Raw genomic sequence first — 22850 nt, 5'->3', positions numbered from 1 at the left:
ACTCCGCGCCCCTCCCGCATGTCAGACCACACCTTCACCCTCTCCAATGGCCTCAGGCTGGGCTATGGCGAGTACGGTGATCCCTGCGGCGAGGTGGCCTTCTACTTCCATGGCTGGCCCTCCTCACGCGTGCAGGGCTCGCTTTTCCATGAGCATGCCAAAAAGCACGGCATGCGCCTCATCTGCCCGGACCGCCCCGGCATCGGCCTCTCCGATTTCCAGCAGCGCCGCACCCTGCTCGACTGGCCGGACACGCTGGAACAACTCGCCAGGCATGTGGGCGCGGACAACTACCACGTCATCGGCTGGTCGGGTGGCGGCCCCTACGTGCTCGTCACCGCGCTGAAGCTGAACAAGCGCCTGCTCTCCGCCTCCATCATCTGCGGTGCGCCCCCGCTGAAGTTTCTCGGAGACCAGCAGATGTTCTGGCTCTACCGCTTCATGATCCAGCTGCGGCATTATTTTCCCACCATTCTCGGGCTCGTCCTGCGCCTGGGCGGCATGGCAGCCAGGGGCAGCCCCCACAAAGCCCCGCTGCGCTGGCTCATGAAGCTGCTCGGCCAGGAAGACCGCCGCGTGCTGCTGCTGCCCGGCATCTACGATGTGGTGCGGGATGCCACCCTCGGCGCGCTGGATCGCGGCCCCCGCAGCGTCATCGCCGATGCCGACATCTACCTCAGCGAATGGGGCTTTGAAGTCAGCCAGATCAATTTCCCCATCCACTTCTGGCATGGCAGGCAGGACCGCAACATCGCCTGGACCTACACCCAGCAGATCTCCCAGCTCATTCCGCAGGCCGAGTCCCGCTGGTCAGAGATCGACGGCCACTACTCCCTGCCCATCACTCATGCCGAGCAGATCATCACCACCGCGCTGCAGAAGGAAGTGCCCGTGGGAAATCGCGTTTAGTCCAGGGCTGGCATCATGACCCTCCAGGGGCCATCGGGCATTTCCAGACCACCTTGCCGGAAATGAGCTTGGCGAATGGCGCTCAACTTTGCCTGATCCCGTTTCCCTCCGTGTTTGCAAAGCTGCGTCATCGGGCTAGGTGGAGACGTATCCCAACCTCCCATGCCCACCGAACAAGACATCCGCACCGCCCTTGGCAACGTCCGCTACCCTGGATTCAGCCGTGACATCATTTCGTTTGGCCTCGTGAAAGGCATCCAGATTGAAGGGAAGAATGTGACCATCGACATCTCGGTGGCGACGCGTGACCCGAACATTCCGCGCCTCATCCATGAGCAGGCGATGGACGTTCTGAACAAGGTGGCGGGGATCGGCGAGGTGAAGCTGAATTTTGACATCAAGGACCCGCCGGGAGCGGGCGTGACGGCGTCTGAAAAGCTGGGTAAATCGAGCATTCCCGGAGTCAAGAAAGTGATCGCCGTGGCGTCTGGCAAAGGCGGCGTGGGCAAGAGCACGGTGGCCTCGAATCTGGCGATCGCGCTGAGCCAGAGCGGGCTGCGCGTGGGGCTGTGTGACTGTGATTTGTACGGGCCGAGCATTCCGCTCATGTTTGGCACGGACGAGAGGCCGTATCAGAATGATGAGCAGCAGATCGTACCGGTGGAGAAATATGGCGTGCAGCTGATCTCGATGGGATTTTTGCTGGATGATGGCTCGCCGGTGATCGTGCGCGGACCGATCGCCACGCGCTACACGCAGCAGTTTCTGCGGCAGGTGGCGTGGGATAATCTGGATGTGCTGGTGCTGGATCTCCCGCCCGGCACGGGGGACATTCAGCTTACGATCGTGCAGACGGTGTCGCTGGACGGGGCGGTGATCGTGACGACGCCGCAGGAGGTGGCGCTGATCGATGCGCGCAAGGCGGTGGGGATGTTTCAGAAGGTGAATGTGCCCATCCTCGGCATCATCGAAAACATGAGCTACTTCCTGTGCCCGAGCGACAGCAAGATGTACCACATCTTTGGCAAAGGCGGCGGTGAGAACGAGGCCAAACGCCTCGGCGTGCCGCTGCTGGGCCAGATCCCGATCGAGATGCACGTGCGTGAGTGCGGCGACGAGGGGCACCCGATTGCGCTGGAAGATGCAGAGAAGTCGGCGTCTTCGAAGGCGTTCCGGGAGATCGCGGCGAAGCTGAAGTAGCGGCGGAGCGGAGGGGGCTGAATGCTGCCTGCGGAATCCATGGATTCCGTGGTTGATCATGCGGTTTCTGAAGCGGGATGGAGTGAATGTGGCACATGGGCGCAAGCGCCTGATGTTTGCCTGCGTACTCTTGGGCATGTCTGATTTCTCCACACTTTCGCGCCGTGAACTGCTCTCCCGCATGGGGGGCGGACTGGGCGCGCTGGGGCTGGCCTCCACGCTGCATGCCGCGCCCCGCACGAACTTTGTGCCGAAGGCGAAGCGGGTGATCCAGCTCTTCATGAACGGCGGGCCGTTTGGGCCGGACTTTTTTGATCCGAAGCCGGGGCTGACGAAGTATGCGGGGCAAAAGCCGCAAGGCGCGGACCTGCGCACGGAACGGCCCACCGGCGGGCTGCTGGCCTCTCCGTATGCGTTTTCAAAGCATGGGCAGAGCGGGCTGGAGATCAGCGAGCTGCTGCCGAATCTGGCGCAGCATGCGGATGATCTGTGCGTGCTGCGCTCATGCCACACGGACAATCCGAACCACGGCCCGGCGCTGCTGCTGATGAACAACGGCACCATGACGGAGCGCGTGCCGAGCATGGGCTCGTGGCTGAGCTACGGCCTGGGCAATGAGAATGCTAACCTGCCTTCCTTCGTGGTGCTCTGCCCGGGCAAGCCGGTGCGGTTTTCGGTGCTGTGGACGAGCGCGTTTCTGCCGGCACAGCATCAGGGGGTGTACATCAATCACTCCAACCTGGAGCCGCAGAAGATGATCCCGTGGCTGACGAATGAGAAGCTGGGCAAGGCGGATCAGCGCAGGCAGATCGACCTCATGCAGGCGCTGAATGCGGAGCATCTGGCGACACGTGGTGGAGCGGATGTGGCGCTGAACGGTCGCATCCAGGCGATGGAGACGGCCTACCGCATGCAGTCGGCTGCGACGGATGCCTTTGATGTGAATCTGGAACCGCCGAAAGTGCGCGAGATGTATGGCAAGAGCCATTTCTCCAACGGCTGCCTGATGGCGCGGCGTCTGGTGGAGCGTGGCGTGCGCTTCGTCCAGTTGTATTACGGCAACGGCCAGCCCTGGGACACGCACTCAAAACACGATGAAACAACGCGGCGGCTCGCGGCAGACATCGACCGGCCGATTGCGGCGCTGATCGGTGACCTCAAACAACGCGGCATGCTGGATGACACCCTGATCGTGTGGGGCGGGGAATTTGGCCGCACACCGGTGAGTGAAAACGGCAACGGTCGGGATCACAACCCGCATGGTTTCTCCATGTTCTTCGCCGGAGGTGGTGCGCGCGGCGGCACGGCCTATGGTGAGAGCGATGAGTTTGGTTTCAAAGCGGCGGTGGACAAGATGCACGTGCACGATGTGCACGCGACGATCCTGCACCTCCTGGGCATGGACCACGAGAGGCTGACGTACCGCTACGCAGGACGTGATTACCGCCTGACGGACGTGCACGGGCGCGTGCCGCAGGCGATTGTGGGGTGAGATTTCCGGCGGTAGGTTGGGCGTGGTTGGCGCGTAGAGATCTCTCAGGCACACTGGACACCCTTCGCCAAACCACCCGACTGCGCGGACGTTCCTACGCCATGGTGCTTGCCGTACACTCATGGACGGGCGGGCTTACGCCACACCCATCCTACGAAGGGGGAATGCGCTCCGGTGAAATCGTCCAACTCACACCCGGCTCTTGTCCGTCTTGAAGCGGCTCCAGAAGGAGGGCTTGCTGGGCACGGCGCGGCGGATTTCCACGTTGGGTTTTTTGGTAACCTTGGGGGGCGGTGGGGACTTGGGTTTGTCCGCTGCTTTTTCGGGCTGCGCGGGGGCTGGTGTGGCAGGCGGTGCGTCCGCTGGGCCGTAGAGCTCGCGGGTTTTCTGATGCAGCATTTCAGCCTCGGCGGCACGCTGCATGGAGTCGCGGATGCTGGAGGGGACAGCGCTTTCCGTGAGCGGTGGCAGCAGCGGATTGGGGCCGGCGGCCCAGGTGCCGAGCGTGGGCATCATCGAGGCGATTTCGTTCTGATTGTTCACCTTGTGCAGACCGATGACGCGCAGTGAAGTGCCGAAGAGGTAGAAGATGGTGCTTTCGTCCAGACCTTCGACCATGCTGCCGCCGCGCTGCAGGATGGGGCTGCCGCGCAGGATGATTTCATCTCCGGTGATGAAGGCTTCCTGGCAGAGCGCCTTGGCGGGCTCGTTGAAATTCATTTCAATGAAGACCTTGCCCCGGGCGCGCGCTTTGAGGGGCTTGCCATCGGGCGAGTACTTGAAGACCTGGATCGAGTCTGCGGCGATCTTGATGTAAGGCGGGAACTCCAGCTGCTGCGTGGAGATGCTCTTGGCCTCCACGAAACTCATGCTGAGCAGGAAGCTCAGATCGGTGGGAGACTTCACCAGCGAAATGTCTTTGCTGCCGGTTTTGTCAGCGGTCGCGGACTTGTCGGCAGTGGCTGCGGTGTTGAGGCTTGTGCAGCCGACGCAGAGCACGGCGGTTGCCAGCAGGGCGACTGCGGAGCCGGGGTTGAACAGGGAGGAAAGGTTCATCTGCAAGACTTAGATACACCCAAAGGTGATTTTGCTCATCTTGAAATTATTATAATGTGCCGTCCGAGGGCTGAGCGGGTGGCCTGAGGCGCTCGTAGGTGGAAAACCTCATGGCGTAGGCATGAGTGGCGTCGGCGGGAAAATCCTGCCGTGAGGTCTCCCGCCATTCGCCGGGATTCACCGTGGGGAAGGGGATACCACTGCCGAGGATGGAGTCCACGTGGGTCAGGATCAGGCGGTCGGCGCAGGGCATGGCGGCGGCGTAGGCTTCCCCGCCTCCGCAGACAAAGAGCTCTGCGGCCCCCCCTGCGGCGGCGACTTGCAGGGCCTCGGCCACGCTTGAGACAACTTCTCCGGCAGGCGGGATATACACGGGGCTGCGCGTGAGCACCAGGGGGTGGTGGTCTTCAAACCAGCCCGTCATTTCCTCATAAGTGCGGCGGCCGATGAGCAGCCACTGGCCGCGGGTGCTGCGGCGGAAGTGTTCTTTGTCCCGTGGCAGGTGCCAGGGCACGCCCCGACCGGTGGAGATGAAGCCATCCGCTGAAACAGCGGCGATGAGGGTCTGTACCGGGCGTGAACTCACTCAGTAGATGGCGGATTCACCTTCGCTCAGCAGGCGCACGCGATCTTCCAGCTGTCGTTCGATCGCGGCTTTGACGAGGCGCTCAGCAGGCTCGCGAAGGGGCTCTCCGCCGAGCGGGAAGGTGTCATGATGCATGGGGATCATGGACTGAGCGCCCATCATTTGAAAGGCATCCAGGGCTTCCTCGGGATTCATGTGCACCTGCCGGCCGCTGGGGGCATCGTAGGCACCGATAGGCATGAGCGCGAGGTCGATGCTGGCGCGTTTGCCGATCTCCTGAAAGCCGTCAAACATGGCGCTGTCGCCGCAGTGGAAGAGGCAGCGCTCGGGGGACTTGATGAGGTAACCGCCAAACTGGCGATGTGTGTCATGGATCATCCGGGCGCCCCAGTGCCGCGCAGGGGTGAGGGTGATGCGCAGATCTTGGAAAGTGGCGCTCTGCCAGGTCTTCAATTCCACGATGCGTCCAAAGCCGCAGTTCCGCACCACCTTGCCGACCCCTTCCGGGACGATGATGGGCTGGGCGGCGGCGAGCTTGCGCAGGCTGGGCAGGTGCAGGTGGTCGTAGTGCGCATGCGTGACCAGCACGAGATCGATGTGGGGCAGGTCATGGGCCCAGACGCTGGGGTGGCGGACTCGCTTCACCGGGCCGTGCCACAGCGCCCAGTTGGGGTCGATGGCGATGTTTACGCCGCCGATCTGGCAAAAGAAGCCGGCGTGCCCGAGCCACGTCACGGCGATCTCATTGCTCATGGCGACTGGCAGACGGCCGAAATCCCCGCCCGGCTGACGCGGGGCAAGCAGGGTGGGAATGAGCACCTCATTGAGGAACTGGAAGTTGCGCTTGCGCCAGCCTTCCGTGGGGAGCAGGCCGATGCGATTGCCCTGAGTTTGAGCTCTGTTGAGCAGGCCGCGCTTTTTGAGGGGGCTGGAAGAGGGTCCAGCCCCGCCGGATGAGGAAGCGGGATCGAAAAGCATGATTGGCTGCTTGAATCTATGGATAATAAATCGCCCGGTCCCGTAAATACAAGAATTAAGTGCAGGATGTTGTGGCGGTAGGCGTGACATGTGCCGCCAAAACTTATTCACGCAGCCCTCCCTGCCTCAGATCAGCGGTTTTTGACCGTGCCTAGAGCTGTGACCCATTTGCCTTTGGTGACGACCTTCTGCACCACAAAGCCAGCGCGCTTTCCAGCGGCGAGGCAGTCCTTGGCCTGAGATTTCAAAATGCCGGAGAGCATCAGCACGCCGCCGGGGGCCACAGAGCGAACCATCTGCGGAAAAGCCGACTCCAAGATGTCGAAGAAGATGTTCGCGGCCACGATGTCCCAGGTCTGCTTCGGCTCCCACTTGAGGACGTCGACCTTGGTGAAACGCACTTTGGGGGTGTTGTTGCGCGCCGCATTTTCCTGCGAGATTTTCACGGCGGCTGGATCGTAGTCACAGCCCCAGACGCGGGAGGCACCGAGTTTATCTGCGGCGATGGCGAGGATGCCGCTGCCGCAGCCGAGGTCTGCCATGCTCCATTTCTTTCCGGCGGCCTGGCGCTCCTGGGCAGCATCGACGAGCAAACGCAGCACCGTGGCCGTGGTGGCATGGTGGCCGGTGCCAAAGGCCATGTCTGCCGGCACGGCGATGATCTCGCGGTTGGGAAACTTCGCTCGCGCCTGCTTGACCTCGACGTCGGTTTTGGCGGCGCAGATCACAAATTTATCACGCACCTTCACGGGCGGCGGGGTCTGTGAGGAATGAGCGGCCCAGTTCTGGGGCTTCAAATGACGCACCTCACCCCCGTACTGCTTTTGCACTTTTTTGGCGGGGGCCTGCGACTCGCAGTAAAATTCCAGGCGGATCATTTTGCGGCCTGGAAAGCTGCTGATGACGAGGGTGCCGTCAGGATTGCCGTTGAAACGTTCTTCCCATGTGTCAGCCGAACGTGAAGCTGTGAGTTTGGACCAGACAAACATGAATGTGCAATCGTGAGGAGGGAGGTTGCTGGGGCACCAATCGAAGCCTTAAAAGGCGAAGGTTACCTGGTGCCATCAATCTTTCGGAGATTGATGGAGCGGGTGACGCGATTCGAACGCGCGACATCTTCCTTGGCAAGGAAGTGCTCTACCACTGAGCTACACCCGCAAATTTTTCGGTTCGTTTTCGGTTCGATCCGGAAAGTTTGAGGGCGAGATTCTGGCGCATGAAAAAGATCCTGCAAGTGCAAAGTGCATGTGTTGAGAATGTTTTTTTTCAAGCCATGCTGCTGATGTGAATCTTCCCACGCATACTTGGATCAATGGCCGCATCGTCAGCACTTCTGAAGCCCGCATCTCTCCCTTCGATCATGGCTTTCTGGTAGGTGATGGTGTGTTCGAGACACTCGTGGCACGCCACGGCAAACCCTTCACGCCCACACGGCACTGGCGTCGGCTGGTGGCTTCGTGCCAGGCGATGAACATCACGCCTCCCGAGTATGAGACCTATGTGAATGCGATGCAGGCGACGATGCAGGCGAATGATCTCGCGGACGCGCGCATCCGCGTCACTCTCACCAGTGGCGATGGCCCGCTGGGATCAGATCGTGGTGAATCTCCCGCCACCATGACCGTGGCCGCCACCGCACTCAAGCCCTGGCCTCCCACGGATACGGTGATGACTGTGCCCTGGACACGCAACGAGCGCAGCGCTCTCGCAGGCGTCAAATCCACTTCCTATGGCGACAACGTGCGCGCCCTGGCGCTGGCCCACGGGGAAGGGGCAGGGGAGGCGATCTTTGCCAACACCCGCGATGAACTCTGCGAAGGCACGGGCACGAACATTTTCATCGTCAGCGCAGGCGTGGTGAAAACACCACCGCTGAGCTCCGGTTGCCTGGCAGGTGTGACGCGTGCGCTGGTGCTGGAAGCCTGTGCCGCTGCAGGCATTGCCGTGGAGGAAGTCGCGCTGCCCATCGAGGCCCTGCAAACCTGCGAAGAAGCCTTCCTCACCTCCAGCACGCGGGATGTGCATCCGCTGGCGAAGATTGATCAGCGTGAGATGCCGGGTGTTGCTGGTCCCGTGACGCAGCGCGTGGCCAAGGCGTTTCAGGATTTCGTGGCGGGGCGTGATGATCCGTGAAGGCAGCCGTGGCCGCGCTCAAGGCCATTCATGCCACACCGCATTTTCGACGGTGCCAGGCGCAAGCAAGAGGGCTTTAAAAAGCTTGAAATAAAACCGCCAGAGCGCACTCTTACACACAGAGATGAATCGTGTCCTCCAGATGGGTCTGATGATGCTGGTGCTGCTGATGCAGTCGGCACCGCTGATCATCGTTGCCTCTCCGCAGGAGGAAAAATGCCAGATGGCATGCTGCGCGTGGCTGGAGCAGGCAGGCATGGCAGACTGTGCATGCGCCGAGCCATCTCTCCCTAGCCAGAACCTTCCCGCATCGCTGCCGCCCGCCTCTGAAGGACGCAGCTTCATCCCCCAGGTGGTCTGGACAGAGCTCTCGCAGGATTTTCATTTCCCACCTTTCCAGGCAAAACCCACGGGCTGCACGATCCGGCCCGCTGAGGCAGAGCACGCCATCACCCGGCCCCATGTGCGGCTCAGCGTGCTGCTCTGCTCCATGCTGACCTGAATCCGGCCGAGCACAGACGCACTGTGCCTGCATCTCGCGGTCCCGCAGGGACTCTCATGCTTTGCAGGCGTGGCCTCTTGTCACAACGCCCTGATTCAGCTTCCCCGTGAAAACATTCTCTCTTCTGGCCGGTGCCGTACTTCTGGCACCCGGCGCAGCTCTTGCCTGCGACACCTGCAAGAAAAACACGCCCCCGGCCCCCGGCCAGCGCGTCGTCGAGTACGACCTCCACATCTCCGAGCAGCGCCTGGCCCCGGCGGGCAGGATGGTGCGTGCCCTCACCATCAATGGCGGCATCCCCGGGCCGGTGCTGCGTTTCCGTGAAGGAGACTTTGCCCGCATCCGTGTCCACAATGACCTGCGGGATGAGGAGACCTCCACGCACTGGCACGGCCTGCTGCTGCCCAACAAGGAGGATGGCGTGCCGCACGTCACCACACCGCCGATCCAGCCCGGAACCACCCATACCTTTGAGTTTCCGCTGCGGCAGAGCGGCACCTACTGGTTTCATTCCCACACGCACCTGCAGGAGCAGAGTGGCGTGTACGGCGGCATCGTCGTGGAGCCGCGCGGCGGCGAGCCGGTGAAGGCCGACCGCGAGCAGGTGCTCATTCTATCTGACTGGACCAACACAGATCCATACGAAGTCATGCGCATGCTCATGCGCGGCAGCGACTACTTCGGCATCATGCGGAGAAATTCGCAGAGCATCCTCGGCGCATGGCAGCGCGGAAATCTCAAAGACTACTTCCGCCGGGAATGGAGCCGCATGGTGCCCATGGACGTCTCCGATGTGGGCTACCACGCCTTCCTGATCAACGGCCAGCGGCAGACCCGCATCTCAGGCCACCCGGGAGAGCGGGTGCGCGAGCGTCATCAATGCCCGGCGGCCACCTACTTCCCACCTCAGTTCCAGCGCCGGGCCCATGACCACGGTGGCCGCAGACGGCCCGCCGGTGCAGCCCGTGCAGGTGGGCAGCTTTCTCTACGGCCATCGCAGAGACCTACGACCTCATCATCACCATTCCCGCCGTGGCGAGGTATGAGCTGCGTGCCACCGCCCAGGATGGCAGCGGGGAGGGCGCCTCCGCCTTATTGGGCGAGGGAGGAGCGGCACGGGCCGTCAGCCCGCCGCGTCCCAATCTTTACCAGATGGACCAGATGCTCGCCCTCTCGCTGGAAGAGTGAGGCAGATCCCCGCGCCCCGCTCAGGCTGCCCCGCCCCGGCTCGCCCTACAAGCTGCTGAAAGCCACGCACGACACCACCCTGCCATCCAAACTGCCCCGCCGCCGGATCACCCTGCACCTGACCGGAGACATGGTGCGCTATGTCTGGAGTTTCGATGGCAAGACCATCGCCCAGGAGCCTTACATCAAGATCAGGAAGGTCGAAATCATCTAGCTGGAACTCGTGAACGACAGCATGATGCACCACCCCATCCACCTGCACGGCCACTTCTTCCGCCTGCTGATGGGCGGCGGGGCACGCTCTCCTCTGAAGCACACCGTGGATGTCCCGCCCATGGGCAGGCGTCTGGTCGAATTCGAGGCCAATGAGGACAAGGACTGGATGTTCCACTGCCATATCCTCTACCACATGATGAGCGGCATGGCCCGGGTGTTTCGCTACGAGCAGGGCGCTGCAGTCGCGCCTCATCATGGCGATGCCATGAGCGAGACTCCTGCCGACACACTCGCCGCCGCCGCCGGACTCACCGGCATGACCGCCGCGCCTCACGCCACACACCGCCCGAGCCCCTTCTCATTTTTCAGTCATGATCACGCCGCCGCAGGACTTGGCGAGCACGCCCATGACATGAGCTATTTCTGGGGCGCGGCAGCGCTCCAGACGCAGATGAGCAGCGGCCTGATTTCCTGGATGAATCCGAAAAACAATCTGCTGCTCTCTTGGGAGGTGGGCTGGCGGCGCAATCCCACCACCGAGCATGAAGTGGACGCGCTCTACCAGCGCTACTTCAACATGAACTTCCAGGCCTACGCGGGTTTCCGCTTTGCCAACCATGGCGGCGGAAACCGCATCATCGCCGGGTTCAACTACCGCCTGCCGCTCATGGTCCTCGCAGACTTCACCGTGGACAGCCATGGCAATGGCCGCTTCCAGCTCTCCAAGCGCTTTCAGCTCACCCCGCGCCTGGGAGTCTCCGGCTACGCTTTTTATGACACCGGCAGCCGCTGGGAATGGAGCACCGCCGCCGACTTCACGCTGGCGCGCAACGTCTCCCTCTCTGCCAGCTACCACAGCGACTACGGCCCCGGAGTCGGCCTCATCATCCGCTTTTGATGGAACTCAAACCATCAACTCTGCACAAAAAAACAACACCCACACACCACCATGAAAACAAACACCCTCATCCTCCTCGCCACCCTGCTGCTCAGCCTCGGGCTCGTCTCCTGCGCCAGCACATCCACCACCGGCGGCACCAAGCCCTACCCGCTGAAAGTCTGCCTCGTCACAGGCAATGACCTCGACAGCATGGGCGGCCCCGTCAGCACCGTGTACAACGGTCAGGAGATCAAATTCTGCTGCAAGCCCTGCCTCAAAAAGTTCGAGGCCAATCCGGCCAAGTATCTCTCCAAGCTCTAAGCGGCGGCAAACCCTTTCCCCAGGCGGCCCACGGCTGCCTGGGGCTCAGGACAAAGACAAAACATAACAACAAACGCTAGCATACCATGAAAACGAAACTCATACGCACCACCCTCCTCGGCATCAGTGCACTCAGCGCCCTGCTGCTGGCCTCCTGCCAGGCGCCCGCCTCTGCGCCCCGCAGCGCGGTGACATGCTCCAAGTGCCACACCGTTCACTTCATGTCTCCCTCCATGACCGGCACCGGTCCCAAGGGACTCGTGACCCTGAAGCACTCTGACAGCATGAGCTGTCCCGACTGTGAAAACAAAGTCGTGGCCATGCTGAAAAACGGCAGCCTCACCACGCACACCTGCAAGACCTGCGGCGGCACGCTGCACCACTGCACAAGCCATTGATCCACGCCGTGGGTAAAAGCCGCCTGTGCACGCGCCGCAGGCGGTCTTGCTCACTGGCAGTCGCAGTCCAGGCAGCCATGCGTGGCGCAGCTGCGGCAGATGCTTTCCACCTGCGCGCGCAGTTTCTGCCGAGCGCGCAGGAGACGGACATTCACCGTATTGACGCGCTGCTGAGTGGCCTTGGCGATCTCTGTGGGCGACTCCCCGCCGAGGTCAATGCGCCTCAGCAGTTCCGCGTCCGCCTCCGGCAGCAGCGGCAGCATTTTCATGACACACTGACACAGTGTTTTTTCATCCTCGGGAGACACGGACTCCGGCAGCTCCAGCCGGAGCATGGGCATGGCTTTCTCCTGCGTCATCCTGCGCCGGTGCGCGTCAATGATGGCATGACGCAGCACACGGTAAAACCATGTCACCACCCCCTCGCTGTCCGCAGGCACCTGCCCGGAGCGCAGCGTCTTGAGGAGGCACTCCTGCACCAGATCAGCCGCCAGCTCGGGGTCGCCCGTACGCGAGCGTGCAAATCCCACAAAAGCATCGAAATGCTGGAGTAGCGCATCAGGGATCATCACCCCAATCATACGAGGCGTAAGAAAGTCTGTAACATCTTTTATCCGCTGCGTGTGCAGTCAGGAAGGGGGCACACCTCTTCACCTCAACCCCAACCTCAAACACTGCCACCCCATGAACCTCCCACAAAAATTCGCACTCACCGGCCTGTCCTGCACCTCCTGCGTGGAGAAAGTCACCTCACGTCTGCTCCGGCACCCGGACATCACCGAGGCCGTCGTCACCCTGCAGCCTCCCCAGGCCGCCATCACCACCCGGCACGCCCTCAGCGACGAAGAAATGAACGAGTGGCTGCGCCCCCTTGGGAAATACCAGGTGGCAGCATCCGCGACCTCGGCGGCATCCCCGGCCGCAGCGCCCGCGCCGCCGGCTAAAAGCGCCCGCACCTACCGCCCGCTCCTCATCCTGGTGGGCTACCTGCTGCTCGTCATCGCCGCGGCCAATGTCATGCAGGGCCGCTTTGACCCCGCGCTCTCCATGCGGCTGTTCATGGGCGGCTTCTTCATCGCCTTTTCCTTCTTCAAAATGCTCGACCTGCGCGGGTTTAGCGATGCCTACCGCAGCTACGACCTCGTGGCCAAGGCGCTGCCCGCCTACGGCTTCGTGTATCCCTTCATCGAGCTCAGCCTCGGGCTCGCCTACCTGGCGCACTGGCAGCCCGTGTGGGTCAATGCCGCCACCGCGCTCGTCATGGGCGTGAGCCTCCTGGGCGTGCTCCGGGCCGTGCTCTCCGGCAAAGCCATCCGCTGCGCCTGTCTCGGCACGGTGTTTAATCTGCCCATGTCCACCGTCACCATCATCGAAGATGGCCTCATGCTCGTCATGGCCTTATGGGCCCTGATCCATCCCTGATGCCAGGCGGTGCCAAACCTTCACGACTTCGTCTCATACACCTCGCCCAGCTTGCGCAGCAGTGCTTCGAGCTTGGTGTAGTAGTCGTCTTCCTTGAGATTCGCACGCTGCTCCTTCAAGCCCTTCAATTCGCGTTCCAGCGCATCCCGCGTGCCGCGCTGGGCATCGGTGAGCTGCTGCTCTGCGGCGCTTAAAACGAGCACCATCTGCGCGGCGCGTTCGCCATCGACGGCCATGCCGGCGGGGACGGGCGCGTCGGAGCCGAAAACTTCACTGCGGGTGCCGATGCCGTCGCCGTTGTCTTCGAGCAGGGCGTGCTCGGTGGCGAGACGTTCGTCGTTCTCATAGAAGGTGGTGGTGGCTTTGCTGGCGTGGCGGAAGGCCTCCAGCAGGGAGACCTGTTTATCCTGATCGAGATCCGCCTCGGGCAGGCCGCCGATGGCATCCGCAAAGTATTCACCGAAGCGCGTATAGAAAACTTCGTCCGGGCTTTTGGTGGAGGTGATGATGACGCGGTCCTTGCCGGAAAGCGGTTTCAAAAAGCCGCCGCTGGCCGAGGCGGTGTGAATCACGGCGACCTCCTGCTTCAGCGGCTTGATCCAGCCCGCGAGCTGTTTGGCGTCAAAGTCCGGACCTTCGGCGCTGAACTTGGCTTCGCGTCCGTCAAAGGTGCCGTGGCCGATGAGGACGAGCCACAGCGAGCGTGTGGGGGCTGAAGTGGTGAGGCGTTTTTCGAGTTCTTCGCTGGTTTTCTCGCCGCGGATGATTGCGGGCGTGATTCCCGCCTTGGTGCAGGCGTTCGTCCAGGCATCCACCTGCGTTTTGAATTTCTTGCCGTACTCCTCCGTGCCGGGTGCGCCGAGAACGATGAGGACATCGAGTTCACGCGGGGCGGCATGCAGCAGCGTGCTGCACAGGGTGATGAACAAGGTGCTCAGAAGCTTGAACTCTTTCCTCATGCCATGCCTCCCTTTCTGCGCAAAAACCACTCCGCGCCGATGAAAAACAGCAGGGCCAGGAAGAACCATGGCGAATGCCACAGCGGCGTCGAAAGCGTGATCTCGACGGGCACGCGGATGTTCTTCAGCATCTCGGGCAGCTTGGAGATTTCATCGAGCGCGAGCATCTGGCCGCTGGTCTCGGTGGCGATGCGTTGCAGAAAGGCTTTGTCCGGCGCGAGGCGGCTGAATTCCTCGGCCTGCGGGCCGTAGGTCCAGCCGGTGGTTTTGAGGCCGAGCTGCGTGTGTTTTTCCATGTCCTCCACCGTGGCGGTGGCGCGGTAGTTGCCGGAGGCGGAGGAGAAGAACTCGGTTTCAAACAGTCCCGCTTCCTTGAGGCTGGGCTCGGCGAAGAGCTGGGATTTTTTGCCGTCGGGCTGCGTGACTTCGATCTTCACCAGCGCATCGCCATGCGGCTTGAAGGCGCGGTCACGCACGCGCACGGAGAGCTTCACGCGCTCGTGGTCGGCGGCATCGGTTTCGGCGGAGAAAGAGATGCTGTCCGCCACATCGACCACGAGCCAGCGCATGAACTGCCGCCAGGCGCGCTCCATGTCCTTGCGTGAATCCGCATCGTTCATGCCCCAGCGCCACAGGTCGGCCACCAACACGCTGCCCACGCGGCCTTCGCCGAAACGCTGGGAGACGATGGCGGGCAGGGTGGTTTGCGCTGAATCGGACACCGTGGCCAGAATGCTGGCACCGGGTTTGATGGCGAAGGTTTGATTGATGGCATAAAAGGAGGGCATGGCAGAGAGGCGCTTCTCATCCTCCTCGCGATCCGTGCGCAGCCGCATCCAGGACTCCAGCCAGCCCTCGCGCGTCAAATTGAAGCGCGCATCCAGCATCGGGCCTGCCGTGGTGGTGCGGTCTAAATACACTGGGAGCATGCTGCCGATGGGCGTGTGATCATAACCGCCCGCCTGATAGCACTCCTGCCCGCCGAGCATGAGCAGGGCACCGCCGCGCTCGCTGACGAAGCGCTGAATGAGATGCATCTGCTCCTGGGTGAAGAAGCCGGCTTCGAGATCGTCGATGATGATGGCGCGGTATTCGCTGAACAAATCTTCGGCAGCCTTGGGGAAGCCGTCGCTGAGTTCCTTGGCATCGCGGGTGCCAAGACGGATGAGCACCGGCTGGTCATAGCGCTGCGCTTCTTCGCCTTCCTTCGCGCCAAAACCGCGAAACAAGGGGTTGGCGCTCTCTCCGGCATGACCGCGCCATTCAAACTTGGGCTCACGTTTGGCGATGCGGACGAGGCTGGGCATCTGGATGTCGTCATCCGCGGCGATGGCGCGGCGCAGGAATTTGTACTCCCAGTTCGGCCTGCCGGCGATATAGAGCACCCGGTAGGGGCCTGAGCCACGATCCGCCTCTAATAAACGTGTGTTGTTCGCCAGCGTGGCTTCGCTGACGCCTTCGGCCTTGAGTTCCAGTTTATGGAAGGACACACCGGGCTTGGCCACCGGGATGCGCAGGCGCACCGTCTGCGGCGTGCTGCCATTGAAGGTGACTTTTTCGGTCACGATGGCTTTGCCCTGTTCATCGAGCGCGGAAAGCGTGGCCTGTTTGCCATTGAGCCCCTGGGCAGACACACGCGAGGTGAGGGTGATAGGCGCGTCTTCAAAAGGACTCGTCGCCACGGTGGCATCGAGGATCGCCAGATCGGGGGAGGGGGCGTTCTTGCCGGCCAGCACGGTGAAAATGGGAGCACCCTTGGCCTCCGCCTTCCAGGTGGAGGCATCGGTGGCGTTGCCATCGCTGATTAAGACCACGGCGGCGAGATTCGAGCCGCCGCTGCGCAGGGGCATGAGCGTGCGGCAGAGATCGGAGCGGGAACCGTCATACTTCAAGGCGCGGAAGTGCGGCACGCTTTGTGTCTGTGCGCCCACGGTCATGAGGCGCAGGCGGAAGTCCTCGCTCAGTGATTTGATCCACGCGGCATCTTCCGTGCCGGAGTTCAGCGCGGCGGAGACTTGGGCAGCGCGGGTGGCCTCGCCCGGTTTTTCCGCAGTTTCCAGGGAGGCGCTGGTGTCCACCAGCACGATGACTTCGTTTTCGCCCTTCTTCGGCTGCTGCTTGGTCCACAGCGGATCGAGCAGGCAGAGCGCCAGCAGGGCGAGGGCGGCGAGCTTGCAGGACATCGCCGCGAGTTTGCGCCAGCCACGCAGCGGAGAGCGGCGGTAGCCGAGCCAGAGCAACCCGATGACAAGAAGAACCACCAGGGCGGCGAGCCAGGTGATGTCCGTATTTTGCCAGAGAATGCGGGGCATGCGGTGCCAGTTAAACGTGAAGCGCGGTGAAAAGCTACATCTCAACCGCTCTCAATTGCAGTGGTTGTCAAAAAATTGAAGATGGAAGCGCTTGTCGAATCACGCATTCTCGATTTGGTCTGCGCTCGTTCCAAGACCGCAGCCGCCATGCCTTTATACGATCCCTATGCGTTTCAGCTCGCTGGCTTCAGCGAGGGCGATGTCGATGAAATCCTCGCCGACCTCGACTACCTGCACCGCAACTCACGCTGGACGCACCGGCGTGACCAGATCGAGCGGATGATCGTGGAATCACCGGTGATTTTGCTCGATTTCCTGCGCAGCGTGAAGCCGGAAGTGGTGAAAAGTGCCATGATTCCGCGCCGGGTGAAGGAACTCGTCTTTCGCACGACCCCGGCGAGACAGGCTGTTTGAGTCCTTGCGCGTTGGCTGACATCCGCCACATTCGGCCTCCCCCATGACCCGGCCATTGTGCGCCGGGCGGCGTATTTCATTTCCCCATGTTCAACTGGATCATCAAAAAAATCATCGGCACCAAGAACCAGCGCACTGTGCGCAAGCTTCAACCTACGGTGGCCGAGATCAACCGCATCGAAGCCCAGCTTCAAAACGAACCGGAGGAAGCGCTGCAGCAACGCACCCAGAAATGGCAGGCCCAGTTCCGCGCCTTTCACACGCCGCCATTCCTCGGCGGGGTGAGCCTGCGCATCGCGAACGAGGCTGAGGTGGACGCCTGCCTGGAGGCCGTGGAGAAATATTTCACCGCCCTGAAGCCGCATTTCCCGGCGCTGGAAAATGATTACCTCGCCAGCGCAGCCTGGAACGGCGCCGCCCTGGATGACAAGAAGGCGCGCATCGACCGCGCACGTGAAGCCTGGAACGCCATCCAGCCGGACTTCGCCGCGATCGAGGCGAAGATGCTCAATGACATTCTCCCCGAAGCCTACGCCGTGGTGAAAAACGCCGCCCGCCGCATGTGCGGACGCGAGATCATGGTCTGCGACCAGCCGCTGGGCTGGAACATGGTGCACTTCGATGTGCAGCTTGTCGGTGGTGTGGCCTTGCACCGCGGCATGATCGCTGAAATGGCGACCGGGGAAGGGAAGACGCTGGTCGGTACGCTGCCGGTGTATCTGAACGCGCTCACCGGCCGTGGCGTGCACGTCATCACGGTGAATGATTACCTCGCACGTCGTGACAGCGAGTGGATGGGCAGCCTTTACAAGTACCTCGGCCTCACGGTCGGCTGCATTCAGAACGACCAGCCAAGCCACCTGCGCCGCGACCAGTATCAGGCGGACATCACGTATGGAACGAACAGCGAGTTCGGCTTCGACTACCTGCGCGACAACGGCATGGCCTCCAGCAAGGAGCAGCAGGTGCAGCGCGGCCACTACTTCGCCATCGTGGACGAAGTGGACTCCGTCCTCATTGATGAAGCCCGTACGCCTTTGATCATCAGCGGTCCTGTCATGGCTGCGGAGAGCAATCACCAGTATGAGCGTTATAAGCCCCTGGTGGATCAGCTTGTGCGCCGCCAGAACACGCTTTGCAACCGCCTCATCACAGAAGCCAAGGAAGCCGCCGCCGCAGGTCATTTGGAGCAGGCCGGATTGAAGCTCTTCCAGGTGCACATGGGCCAGCCGAAGAACCGTGCGCTTGCACGCTGCATGGAGGACCCGGAACTCCGCCGTGCCATGGAAAAGGCCGAGCTCTCGCTCTACGCCGACACGCAGAAGGTGGAATTCTTCAAGCTCAAGGAAGAGCTGTACTACTTCATCGAGGAGAAATCCCACGACGCCGATCTCACCGAGATGGGCCGCAATTTCCTCAGCCCCGACGAGCCGGACGCCTTCGTGCTGCCGGACATCGCCACGGTGTACTCGGAGATCGACGGCGACATGACGCTCTCTGAAGAAGCCCGCACCCGCAAGAAGACGGAGATGCAGGACCGCCTTTCCCACCAGGGCCAGCGCATTCACCAGATCAGCCAGCTTCTGCGTGCCTTCTGCCTCTATGAGAAGGACGTCGAGTACGTGGTCGAGGAGAACAAGGTCGTCATCGTCGATGCGCAGACGGGGCGTAAGATGGCCGGACGCCGCTGGAGCGATGGCCTGCACCAGGCCGTGGAGGCGAAGGAAGGCGTGCAGATCGACGCCGAAACCCAGACGCTCGCCACCATCACGATTCAGAACTACTTCCGTCTTTACCAAAAGCTGGGCGGCATGACCGGCACGGCGGAAACCGACGCCGCCGAGTTCCACGACATCTACAATCTCGATGTGCTCACCATCCCGACGAATCGTCCGGTGAAGCGCAAGGATCACAACGACAGCATCTACAAGACACGCCGCGAGAAATTCGCCGCCGTGATCGAGCTGATCCAGGAGCTCAACGCCAAGGGCCAGCCGATCCTCGTCGGCACCGCCAGCGTCGAAGCCTCGGAAATGGTCTCGCGCATGCTCAAGCTGAAGAAGATCACGCACAACGTGCTCAATGCGAAGTATCACCGCCAGGAGGCCGAAATCGTCGCCCGTGCCGGACATCGCGGCGCGGTGACCATCTCGACCAACATGGCGGGTCGTGGTACGGACATCAAGCTGGGTGAAGGCGTCGCCGAACTCGGCGGCCTCTTCGTGCTGGCCACGGAGCGCCATGAAAGCCGCCGTGTGGACCGCCAGTTGCGCGGACGTTCCGCCCGTCAGGGGGACCCCGGCGAGAGCAAATTCTTCCTCAGCTTTGAGGATGACCTCATGCGCAACTTCGGTGCCGCCGAGCGCATGACGAAGATGATGGAACGCTTTGGCATGAAGGAGGGTGAGGAACTCCAGCACCCATGGCTGAACCGCAGCGTGGAAACCGCGCAGAAACGCGTGGAGCAGCGCAACTACGTCTGGCGCAAGCGCGTCCTCGAATACGATGACGTGATGAACCAGCAGCGCGAGGTCGTCTATGAATGGCGCAACGACGTGCTCAACAGCAACGACACCCGCATCCTCATCAATGAGGCCGTGGAAAAGGGCGTCACCGAGCGCCTGGGCGCCTTTGTGTCCAAGGACATCAAGGACGACGAAGCCGACTACGAAGGCCTGCTCGCCTGGGTGAACATGACCTTCCCCGTGGGCCTGCGCACGCTGGACGACGACTTCAAGAAGCTCGATTTCGAAGCCAAGTCCGCCTACCTGAAGGACAAGATCCTCGGTGCCTACGAGGTGAAGGTGGGCAACGCCAATCCGACCGCCTTGCAGGAGATCGAGAAGATGATCCTCCTCAACGCCATCGACCGCCTGTGGCAGGAGCACCTGTACGCGCTGGATGCGCTGAAGGAAGGTGTCGGCCTGCGCACCTACGGCCAGAAAGATCCGCTCATCGAGTTCAAACAGGAGGCCTTCACGATCTTCGCGGAACTGATGAACAACATCAACGGCGAAGTCTTGGGCAACCTCTTCCGCAGCACGCAGCAACTGGCCGCGTTTGAGCAGTTCCTGGCCCAGATGGCCCTGCAGGGCGGTGAAAACGAAGCGCCCCAGCGCCGTGAAGAAGTAGAGGAAGAGGAGAAGCCCGAAGCCGCCCCCAATCCGGGCCGCGACGGTCCCCGCCTCATCCTCCCCAGCAACGTCGCCCGACCCAAGCCCGCCGCCAGCGCCGTTGGCCGCAACGACCCATGCCCCTGCGGCAGCGGGAAGAAGTACAAGCAGTGCTGCGGACGAATGGCGTAAAGTAGCCCAATTGCGCCGCAACTTTCTAAATCTCCCCAACGCGACAGCAGTCCCGCCTGCTGTCGCGTTTTTTTTTGCCCGCGGTCAGGGCTGGCGTGTGCTGATGCCGCATGACCTCGCTGATATGGAAAAGACAACTTCGCTGCTTGGAAGGCGAAGACGCAAGGGCGGTCTTTCTTGACGCCCGCGCTGCTAATCCTCATCATGTTTGCCCAGCCATGACTCCGCGCCTTCTCCTACCGCTCCTCCTCTCACTCTCCTTTTCCGCCCTCGCGGTGGATGACTACAAACTCGGACCTCTCTCGCAGGAGAAACCGGACGTGCCAAAAGGGAAGGTGATCCCGATGCCGGTGCATGAGTCGAAGATCTACGCGGGCACGAAGCGTGACTGGTGGATCTACGTCCCCGCCCAATACAAACCCGAGCAGCCGGCCAACCTGATGGTGTTTCAGGATGGGCATGACTACGTGGGCCTGAAGGGTGCATGGCGGGTGCCGGTGGTGTTTGATAACCTCATCGCCAGCGGCGACATGCCGCCCACCATCGCCATCTTCATCAATCCCGGCCACAGCGGTGAAACGAAGCCGCAGAGCGCATGGAAGAACAACAACCGGGGCAGGGAATACAACACGCTGGGGGATGTGTATGCGCGCTTCCTGCTCGAGGAAATCATTCCGCAGGTCCAGAAGGACTACAAGCTGACCGAAAACCCCGAGGGCTGGGCCATCGCCGGAGCCAGCAGCGGGGCGATCTGCGCCTTCACGGTGGCATGGGAGCGTCCGGACAAGTTTCGCAAGGTCTTCTCTACCATCGGCAGCTACGTCGATCTCGCGGGCGGGCATGTCTATCCTTCCATCATCCGCCTCACGGAGCGCAAACCGCTGCGCGTGTATCTTCAGGATGGCAGCAGCGATCTCGATAATCCCTACGGCAACTGGCCGCTGGCAAATCAGCAGATGGCCAAGGCGCTGGCCTACCAGAAGTACGATTATACCTTCACCTTCGGCGACGGCGCACATAACAGCAAACACGGCGCGAGCCTCTTCCCGGAGGCGATGAAATGGCTGTGGCGGAAGTGAAAATCAAGGGTTCGAAGCCTCATTGGGCCGGGCAATCGGCCCAAAATGCGCGGCCAAGTCACTTTTCACTGTGAATAACTTGGTTTCCACCTTGACACATCCCCCAATCCTCTTACCATCGCGGCCCCTTCTTTCCCAGTCGGAAGATATTTCGTACACAGCACTAATGAAGACGTTTTCAGCAAAAGCCCAGGAGCAGAACCCCACATGGTGGGTCATCGACGCCAAGAACCAAATTCTTGGAGACGTCGCAGTCGCAGCCGCCAACCTCCTGCGCGGCAAGACCAAGCCTACCTTCACCCCGCACGTTGACACCGGTGATTTCGTGGTCGTTCTGAACGCCGCCGAAGTCCGCCTCAGCGGCAAGAAGGAAATCCAGAAGATTTACACCTCGAAGGCTGGCTACGTCGGCAATCAGAAGATCGAAAACGTTGAGCGCGTCCGCGCCCGCCGTCCTCAGCTTCTCGTCGAGCGCGCTGTGAAGGGCATGGTCCCCCACAACCGTCTTGGCCGTTCGGTCCTTGGCAAGCTGAAGATCTATGCAGGTGCAGAGCATCCGCATGAGGCGCAGAATCCAAAGCCTTTCGCCGTCGCTTAATTTTTTCCCTGTTACCTATCGCATGAGCAAGCCTCTCAAAACCACCACCGGCCGCCGCAAGACCGCCATCGCCCGCGTCTTCATCACTGAAGGAGCCGGTAGCATCACCGTCAACGGACGCGACTTCGAAGAGTACTTCCCGACCGTCGCTCTGCAGAATCAGATTCTGTTCCCGCTGGCCCTCACGAATTCCCGCCAGACGTATGACTTCAAGGTGAACGCCAGCGGCGGTGGCTGCACCGGCCAGGTGGGTGCCGTTCGTCTCGGCATCGCTCGCGCCCTCATCGGCGTGAACCCAGAGCTTCGCGGTGTCCTCAAGCAGAACGGTCTGCTGACCCGTGACTCCCGCGCCAAGGAACGTAAGAAGCCAGGTCGCCCAGGCGCCCGCAAACGCTTCCAGTTCTCCAAGCGTTAATCGACTCTTTTTTAGCTCGATGTGTGCAAAACCCCGCCCTGTGCGGGGTTTTGTTTTTTCTGTCGCTGGCGGCAGTATTTCGCGCCAGAATCATCCTTATGTCTTCAGGTCATCTCCTTGTTCTCGGTGCCAGCGTCATCTGGATCTTGTTTTGCATGCGCTTCTGGTACGCCATTGATCAGGAGCACACCTGGCAGCGGCGTTTCATCGCCATCGGTGCCGGCATCGGCGGCGGCCTGATTTACCTCATCGGGGTGATGATGCTGCAGATGCTGAAAGAGCCGCCTCCGCCCGTGGTGGATGAGGATACCGAGATCCGCGTGTCAGCCAGGAAGCCTGCGGTGCCGAAGAAATAATGGGGTGTGCGCTGCGGTAAATGCAGAACGGATTGACCTACAAGGATGCTACAGCAGCGTCATGGAACTCCCCACGCACCGTGTGCAGTGAATCGTGAGCCAGCATGCTGGCGGTAGCGCTGACCGACGGG

The 22850-nt window shown here is 61.6% G+C and carries 23 protein-coding genes and 1 tRNA gene; 16 read left to right on the top strand and 8 right to left on the bottom strand.

Translation table 11 applies throughout. The annotated features are described in order from the left end of the window. From ACILSL_RS20985 to ACILSL_RS20975, 3 genes are all read left to right on the top strand, one after another. A partial coding sequence (locus tag ACILSL_RS20985) for an alpha/beta fold hydrolase (protein WP_395734022.1) occupies positions 1-909 on the top strand: 909 nt, incomplete at its 5' end. A gap of 162 nt (positions 910-1071) precedes the next feature. Continuing rightward, positions 1072-2109 (top strand): P-loop NTPase, encoded by a 1038-nt coding sequence (locus ACILSL_RS20980; protein WP_395734021.1) that lies wholly within the window; start codon positions 1072-1074, stop codon positions 2107-2109. A gap of 136 nt (positions 2110-2245) precedes the next feature. After that, the gene (locus ACILSL_RS20975) at positions 2246-3601 is read left to right on the top strand and encodes a DUF1501 domain-containing protein (protein WP_395734020.1); all 1356 of its coding nucleotides are present in this window, start codon (positions 2246-2248) and stop codon (positions 3599-3601) included. Positions 3602-3790: 189 nt separating this feature from the next. On the opposite strand, the gene ACILSL_RS20970 is transcribed toward ACILSL_RS20975, so the two are convergent. The 5 genes from ACILSL_RS20970 to ACILSL_RS20950 all read right to left on the bottom strand — a co-directional run bounded on the left by ACILSL_RS20970 (position 3791) and on the right by ACILSL_RS20950 (position 7379). Further along, positions 3791-4657 carry a hypothetical protein gene (locus ACILSL_RS20970; RefSeq protein WP_395734019.1) on the bottom strand — a complete coding sequence of 289 codons (867 nt, stop codon included), beginning with the start codon at positions 4655-4657 and terminating at the stop codon, positions 3791-3793. Between the two features lie 49 nt (positions 4658-4706). After that, complete coding sequence (locus tag ACILSL_RS20965; protein ID WP_395734018.1) at positions 4707-5243, bottom strand: dihydrofolate reductase; 537 nt, start codon at positions 5241-5243, stop codon at positions 4707-4709. Continuing rightward, on the bottom strand, positions 5244-6221 hold the full coding sequence (locus tag ACILSL_RS20960; RefSeq protein WP_395734017.1) for an MBL fold metallo-hydrolase: 978 nt from the start codon (positions 6219-6221) through the stop codon (positions 5244-5246). Positions 6222-6352: 131 nt separating this feature from the next. Then, a complete protein-coding gene (locus ACILSL_RS20955; RefSeq protein ID WP_395734016.1) occupies positions 6353-7210 on the bottom strand; it encodes a 50S ribosomal protein L11 methyltransferase in 858 nt (285 codons plus the stop codon). A 94-nt stretch (positions 7211-7304) separates the two neighbouring features. Further along, positions 7305-7379 (bottom strand) — tRNA-Gly (locus ACILSL_RS20950). Between the two features lie 126 nt (positions 7380-7505). Here ACILSL_RS20950 and ACILSL_RS20945 point away from each other — a divergent pair. From ACILSL_RS20945 to ACILSL_RS20920, 6 genes are all read left to right on the top strand, one after another. Then, positions 7506-8354: an aminotransferase class IV gene (locus tag ACILSL_RS20945; protein ID WP_395734015.1), complete on the top strand. Its 849-nt coding sequence runs from the start codon at positions 7506-7508 to the stop codon at positions 8352-8354. 124 nt (positions 8355-8478) lie between these two features. Beyond that, complete coding sequence (locus tag ACILSL_RS20940) at positions 8479-8856, top strand: hypothetical protein (protein ID WP_395734014.1); 378 nt, start codon at positions 8479-8481, stop codon at positions 8854-8856. Between the two features lie 106 nt (positions 8857-8962). After that, positions 8963-10258, top strand: coding sequence for a multicopper oxidase domain-containing protein (locus ACILSL_RS20935; protein ID WP_395734013.1), 1296 nt, complete (start codon positions 8963-8965; stop codon positions 10256-10258). A 9-nt stretch (positions 10259-10267) separates the two neighbouring features. Continuing rightward, positions 10268-11158: a multicopper oxidase domain-containing protein gene (locus tag ACILSL_RS20930; RefSeq protein ID WP_395734012.1), complete on the top strand. Its 891-nt coding sequence runs from the start codon at positions 10268-10270 to the stop codon at positions 11156-11158. Positions 11159-11209: 51 nt separating this feature from the next. After that, positions 11210-11461, top strand: a complete 252-nt coding sequence (locus ACILSL_RS20925; RefSeq protein WP_395734011.1) for a YHS domain-containing protein — start codon at positions 11210-11212, stop codon at positions 11459-11461. Positions 11462-11547: 86 nt separating this feature from the next. Further along, the gene (locus ACILSL_RS20920; RefSeq protein ID WP_395734010.1) at positions 11548-11859 is read left to right on the top strand and encodes a hypothetical protein; all 312 of its coding nucleotides are present in this window, start codon (positions 11548-11550) and stop codon (positions 11857-11859) included. 50 nt (positions 11860-11909) lie between these two features. On the opposite strand, the gene ACILSL_RS20915 is transcribed toward ACILSL_RS20920, so the two are convergent. Beyond that, complete coding sequence (locus tag ACILSL_RS20915; RefSeq protein WP_395734009.1) at positions 11910-12428, bottom strand: RNA polymerase sigma factor; 519 nt, start codon at positions 12426-12428, stop codon at positions 11910-11912. A 115-nt stretch (positions 12429-12543) separates the two neighbouring features. On the opposite strand from ACILSL_RS20915, the gene ACILSL_RS20910 reads away from it, so the two are divergent. Then, on the top strand, positions 12544-13281 hold the full coding sequence (locus ACILSL_RS20910; protein WP_395734008.1) for a heavy-metal-associated domain-containing protein: 738 nt from the start codon (positions 12544-12546) through the stop codon (positions 13279-13281). A gap of 20 nt (positions 13282-13301) precedes the next feature. Here the strand turns inward: ACILSL_RS20910 and ACILSL_RS20905 are convergent, their stop codons facing one another. Both ACILSL_RS20905 and ACILSL_RS20900 read right to left on the bottom strand, forming a co-directional pair. After that, positions 13302-14240: a hypothetical protein gene (locus ACILSL_RS20905; protein WP_395734007.1), complete on the bottom strand. Its 939-nt coding sequence runs from the start codon at positions 14238-14240 to the stop codon at positions 13302-13304. Then, positions 14237-16552 carry a hypothetical protein gene (locus ACILSL_RS20900; protein WP_395734006.1) on the bottom strand — a complete coding sequence of 772 codons (2316 nt, stop codon included), beginning with the start codon at positions 16550-16552 and terminating at the stop codon, positions 14237-14239. Before ACILSL_RS20900 ends, ACILSL_RS20905 begins: the two co-directional genes overlap by 4 nt. A gap of 147 nt (positions 16553-16699) precedes the next feature. On the opposite strand from ACILSL_RS20900, the gene ACILSL_RS20895 reads away from it, so the two are divergent. The 6 genes from ACILSL_RS20895 to ACILSL_RS20870 all read left to right on the top strand — a co-directional run bounded on the left by ACILSL_RS20895 (position 16700) and on the right by ACILSL_RS20870 (position 22719). Then, the gene (locus ACILSL_RS20895) at positions 16700-16966 is read left to right on the top strand and encodes a hypothetical protein (protein ID WP_395734005.1); all 267 of its coding nucleotides are present in this window, start codon (positions 16700-16702) and stop codon (positions 16964-16966) included. 86 nt (positions 16967-17052) lie between these two features. Continuing rightward, positions 17053-20271 carry a preprotein translocase subunit SecA gene (gene secA, locus ACILSL_RS20890; RefSeq protein WP_395734004.1) on the top strand — a complete coding sequence of 1073 codons (3219 nt, stop codon included), beginning with the start codon at positions 17053-17055 and terminating at the stop codon, positions 20269-20271. 218 nt (positions 20272-20489) lie between these two features. Further along, positions 20490-21350: an alpha/beta hydrolase gene (locus tag ACILSL_RS20885; protein WP_395734003.1), complete on the top strand. Its 861-nt coding sequence runs from the start codon at positions 20490-20492 to the stop codon at positions 21348-21350. Positions 21351-21516: 166 nt separating this feature from the next. Further along, positions 21517-21948 (top strand): 50S ribosomal protein L13, encoded by a 432-nt coding sequence (gene rplM / locus ACILSL_RS20880; RefSeq protein WP_395734002.1) that lies wholly within the window; start codon positions 21517-21519, stop codon positions 21946-21948. Positions 21949-21970: 22 nt separating this feature from the next. Continuing rightward, positions 21971-22363, top strand: a complete 393-nt coding sequence (gene rpsI / locus ACILSL_RS20875; protein ID WP_300932163.1) for a 30S ribosomal protein S9 — start codon at positions 21971-21973, stop codon at positions 22361-22363. Between the two features lie 98 nt (positions 22364-22461). Then, entirely contained in the window at positions 22462-22719 is a 258-nt protein-coding gene (locus tag ACILSL_RS20870) for a hypothetical protein (RefSeq protein WP_395734001.1), read from the top strand. Positions 22720-22850: the final 131 nt, after the last annotated feature.

This window comes from Prosthecobacter sp., from assembly GCF_044222345.1.
GTDB lineage: Bacteria > Verrucomicrobiota > Verrucomicrobiia > Verrucomicrobiales > Verrucomicrobiaceae > Prosthecobacter.
This window is presented reverse-complemented; position numbering and strand designations above follow the sequence as displayed.

Excerpts from the sequence above, each read along its gene's own strand:
- ACILSL_RS20980 (WP_395734021.1), top strand. The coding sequence starts at position 1,072 with ATGCCCACCGAACAAGACATCCGCACCGCCCTTGGCAACGTCCGCTAC.
- ACILSL_RS20975 (WP_395734020.1), top strand. The coding sequence starts at position 2,246 with ATGTCTGATTTCTCCACACTTTCGCGCCGTGAACTGCTCTCCCGCATG.
- ACILSL_RS20970 (WP_395734019.1), bottom strand. The coding sequence starts at position 4,657 with ATGAACCTTTCCTCCCTGTTCAACCCCGGCTCCGCAGTCGCCCTGCTG.
- ACILSL_RS20960 (WP_395734017.1), bottom strand. The coding sequence starts at position 6,221 with ATGCTTTTCGATCCCGCTTCCTCATCCGGCGGGGCTGGACCCTCTTCC.
- ACILSL_RS20955 (WP_395734016.1), bottom strand. The coding sequence starts at position 7,210 with ATGTTTGTCTGGTCCAAACTCACAGCTTCACGTTCGGCTGACACATGG.
- ACILSL_RS20940 (WP_395734014.1), top strand. The coding sequence starts at position 8,479 with ATGAATCGTGTCCTCCAGATGGGTCTGATGATGCTGGTGCTGCTGATG.
- ACILSL_RS20925 (WP_395734011.1), top strand. The coding sequence starts at position 11,210 with ATGAAAACAAACACCCTCATCCTCCTCGCCACCCTGCTGCTCAGCCTC.
- ACILSL_RS20920 (WP_395734010.1), top strand. The coding sequence starts at position 11,548 with ATGAAAACGAAACTCATACGCACCACCCTCCTCGGCATCAGTGCACTC.
- ACILSL_RS20915 (WP_395734009.1), bottom strand. The coding sequence starts at position 12,428 with ATGATCCCTGATGCGCTACTCCAGCATTTCGATGCTTTTGTGGGATTT.
- ACILSL_RS20910 (WP_395734008.1), top strand. The coding sequence starts at position 12,544 with ATGAACCTCCCACAAAAATTCGCACTCACCGGCCTGTCCTGCACCTCC.
- ACILSL_RS20905 (WP_395734007.1), bottom strand. The coding sequence starts at position 14,240 with ATGAGGAAAGAGTTCAAGCTTCTGAGCACCTTGTTCATCACCCTGTGC.
- ACILSL_RS20900 (WP_395734006.1), bottom strand. The coding sequence starts at position 16,552 with ATGCCCCGCATTCTCTGGCAAAATACGGACATCACCTGGCTCGCCGCC.
- ACILSL_RS20895 (WP_395734005.1), top strand. The coding sequence starts at position 16,700 with ATGCCTTTATACGATCCCTATGCGTTTCAGCTCGCTGGCTTCAGCGAG.
- secA (WP_395734004.1), top strand. The coding sequence starts at position 17,053 with ATGTTCAACTGGATCATCAAAAAAATCATCGGCACCAAGAACCAGCGC.
- ACILSL_RS20885 (WP_395734003.1), top strand. The coding sequence starts at position 20,490 with ATGACTCCGCGCCTTCTCCTACCGCTCCTCCTCTCACTCTCCTTTTCC.
- rplM (WP_395734002.1), top strand. The coding sequence starts at position 21,517 with ATGAAGACGTTTTCAGCAAAAGCCCAGGAGCAGAACCCCACATGGTGG.
- rpsI (WP_300932163.1), top strand. The coding sequence starts at position 21,971 with ATGAGCAAGCCTCTCAAAACCACCACCGGCCGCCGCAAGACCGCCATC.
- ACILSL_RS20870 (WP_395734001.1), top strand. The coding sequence starts at position 22,462 with ATGTCTTCAGGTCATCTCCTTGTTCTCGGTGCCAGCGTCATCTGGATC.